The following is a 2,986-nucleotide window of genomic DNA, read 5'->3' on the forward strand; positions in this document are numbered from 1 at the left end:
CTTGCTCTGCTGAGTAGAATGGGGAAATAAGTGGAGTGAACCTTCACCATCAAACGGATAACTTAAAGGTAGGCCAGAATGTCTTTTGAAGTACTAGAGCAGCTAGAAGCAAAAATTCAAACAGCAGTAGATACAATTGCACTTCTTCAAATGGAAGTGGAAGAGCTTAAAGAAGAGAAACAAGCACTAGCAACAGAAGCTGGTGAGCTTAAAGCAAGCCGTCACGAGCTAGAGCAAAAAACTCAGCAAATGCAGGAAGAGCATTCAGCATGGCAAGATCGCATCCGTAACCTTCTTGGTAAAATGGATGACGTAGAGTAATCGACTCTTCAGATTTAAAAAAACGCCCGCTACTCAGTAGCGGGCGTTTTCGTTTGTATTCTTATGCTTTGTGTTCTTTGGCTTGTTTTATTATTTGAAGCTGAGTGAGTTACTCGGCCTCTTCTTCTTCAACATCCAGATCGAGTTCTACATCCAAAGGCTCTGCCGAAAGAATAATGCCAGTGTTGTCTGCATAGAGGTAATCTTCAGGTAAGAAGGTCACGCTGCCAAAGTTCACAGGTACATCCAATTCGCCGACACCTTCTTGGCTTGCACCCACAGGAATAGAGGCTAAAGCCTGAATACCAAGATTCATGTCTTCTAACTCATCGACTTCGCGTACGCAGCCGTAAACCACAATACCTTCCCACTCATTGTCTTCAGCAAGTAGGGCAATCTCAGCATCGATCAGCGCTTTACGCAGTGAGCCGCCACCATCGATTAACAACACACGCCCCAAACCATCTTGTTCTAATACGGAGCGAATTAAAGCATTGTCTTCAAAACACTTTAATGTCGTGATCTGTCCTGCGAAGGATGCACGTCCACCGAAGTTGCTGAACATTGGCTCCACGACATCAACTTGATCCAAATATATGTCGCACAGTGCTGAAGTGTTGTATTCCATTAGTATACCTTTTGAACAATGAGCTTACTTTGAGTATATCGGTGCTTGATCCCTTTGCAATGATTAGTCTTATTTAACTCAATAGAGTTTGAGCTACGACAACCCCTGCAAACAATAGGTTAGTGACCAGTGAACATTTCACTATCACGGGCATCATTGGTGCAATCTGCGCTGGCTTTTCGGTTTCCCAAACGGCCTTACCGTGCTTATAAACAATAATAATGCTTAGTAAAAACGGCAGGCTGATCCAGACCGGTTTTTCTTGAATCAGCAGGTAGATAGCGAAAGAGGCAAGGGCGAGCCCAAGCAGTGCAAAATGATAGTGCTTGGCTTTGCGTTGCCCTAGGCGAACCGCCATGGTGCGCTTACCACATTCGCTGTCGTTTTCGATATCACGCATGTTGTTGATATTGAGTACCGCAACCGCCATCAATCCGCAGCCTAGTGCAGGCAGAAACAGGCTTGGTTCAACATGGCCAGTGTGTAAGAAATAAGTCCCTGAAACGCCTAACAAACCGAAGAAGATAAATACCGATAAGTCACCAAGGCCAATATAACCATAAGGTTTATTGCCGACGGTGTAAGCGATGGCTGCAACAATGGCTAATACGCCTAACGCAATGAAAGATAAGATACTCTCAATCGAGGTTAAGGCATGAAAGATAAGAATCAGCCCTGCGAGCATGGTAAATACGATGTTGAGGATGATCGCTTGCTTCATGGTTTTCGCGGTCACCGCGCCAGATTGCATTGCACGTGTTGGCCCTAGACGGTTTTCGTTGTCTGTGCCTTTTACCGCGTCGCCATAGTCATTGGCTAAGTTCGACAGAATCTGTAATAGAGTGGCGGTTAAAAATGCCAGCAGGGCTATTGATAAAGAAAAATGACCACCAGCGAACGCTAAACTACTTCCTGTAAGAATAGAGACAAGTGCGAGAGGCAGAGTTTTTGGGCGTGCGGCATCAAGCCAAATCAGTAGAGATTGTTTCATCGTAGGTCTAATTCTTTGTAAGTCTTCGTTTCATACTGTGATTTGAGTATACGCCCATTTTTCGGGTAATAAAAAGCCCACTCGAAAGTGGGCCTTGAATTCGCTTATTAGCTGCTATTTCTTTGAGATAGAGCAATAAGTTGGAGTTTCTTGTGCTACAGGATGAAGCGACTTAGGTCTTCGTCTTCTACGAGCTCGCCAAGCTTAGATATTACATAAGCTTCATCAATCACTAATTTGCTGCCTGCTCGGTCTGTTGCGTCGAATGAAATCTCATCCATTAGGCGCTCCATGACGGTATGTAGACGACGCGCACCGATGTTTTCAGTGGTTTCGTTCACACGCCATGCTGCGTCAGCAATTTGGTTGATGCCATCTTCAGTGAACTCAATGCCGACATCTTCTGTTTTCATCAGGGCAATGTACTGTTCTGTCAGTGATGCCTTTGGCTCAGTAAGAATACGTTTGAAATCATGTGCTGATAGTGCTTCTAGTTCGACACGGATTGGCAGACGACCTTGCAATTCAGGGATCAGATCAGATGGCTTAGCCACTTGGAATGCACCTGAAGTGATAAACAAGATGTGGTCAGTTTTAACCATACCGTGCTTAGTTGATACTGTGCTGCCTTCGATAAGAGGGAGCAGGTCACGCTGAACACCTTCACGAGATACGTCTGGGCCAGAGCTGTCGCCACGCTTACAGATTTTGTCGATCTCATCGATGAATACGATGCCGTTGTTTTCAGCGTTGAAGATCGCGCTCTCTTTTAGCTCTTCTTGGTTCACAAGCTTCGCAGCTTCTTCTTCCGTTAGTGCTTTGAATGCGTCTTTGATTTTCATCTTACGCTTTTTCTTGGTATCGCCAGCGAGGTTTTGGAACATGCCTTGTAGCTGGTTTGTCATCTCTTCCATGCCTGGAGGTGACATGATTTCAACACCCATTTGTGGCGCCGCTACATCAACTTCAATCTCTTTGTCATCTAGCTTACCTTCACGCAGTTTCTTGCGGAAAATCTGACGAGTGTTTGAAGAAGTGGTATCTTC

General features: G+C 45.1%; 4 protein-coding genes. 1 reads left to right on the top strand and 3 read right to left on the bottom strand.

What is annotated here, in order from left to right; genetic code table 11:
• Positions 1 to 78: 78 nt before the first annotated feature.
• The gene (zapB, locus tag AB4653_RS03730) at positions 79 to 321 is read left to right on the top strand and encodes a cell division protein ZapB (protein ID WP_009848877.1); all 243 of its coding nucleotides are present in this window, start codon (positions 79 to 81) and stop codon (positions 319 to 321) included.
• 109 nt (positions 322 to 430) lie between these two features.
• Here zapB and rraA read toward each other — a convergent pair whose 3' ends face one another.
• The 3 genes from rraA to hslU all read right to left on the bottom strand — a co-directional run.
• On the bottom strand, positions 431 to 949 hold the full coding sequence (gene rraA, locus AB4653_RS03735; protein ID WP_009848878.1) for a ribonuclease E activity regulator RraA: 519 nt from the start codon (positions 947 to 949) through the stop codon (positions 431 to 433).
• A gap of 73 nt (positions 950 to 1,022) precedes the next feature.
• A complete protein-coding gene (locus AB4653_RS03740) occupies positions 1,023 to 1,940 on the bottom strand; it encodes a 1,4-dihydroxy-2-naphthoate polyprenyltransferase (RefSeq protein WP_009848879.1) in 918 nt (305 codons plus the stop codon).
• A 155-nt stretch (positions 1,941 to 2,095) separates the two neighbouring features.
• Positions 2,096 to 2,986, bottom strand: an 891-nt coding sequence (gene hslU / locus AB4653_RS03745; protein ID WP_372103363.1) for an HslU--HslV peptidase ATPase subunit, incomplete at its 5' end; no start/stop codon positions are given.

It is taken from the genome of Vibrio sp. 10N.222.48.A3, from assembly GCF_041475345.1.
Taxonomy (GTDB): Bacteria; Pseudomonadota; Gammaproteobacteria; order Enterobacterales; family Vibrionaceae; genus Vibrio; species Vibrio tasmaniensis_A.

What these genes read in the sequence shown, in the direction of transcription:
- zapB (WP_009848877.1), top strand. Translation starts at nt 79, where the DNA reads ATGTCTTTTGAAGTACTAGAGCAGCTAGAAGCAAAAATTCAAACAGCA.
- rraA (WP_009848878.1), bottom strand. Translation starts at nt 949, where the DNA reads ATGGAATACAACACTTCAGCACTGTGCGACATATATTTGGATCAAGTT.
- AB4653_RS03740 (WP_009848879.1), bottom strand. Translation starts at nt 1,940, where the DNA reads ATGAAACAATCTCTACTGATTTGGCTTGATGCCGCACGCCCAAAAACT.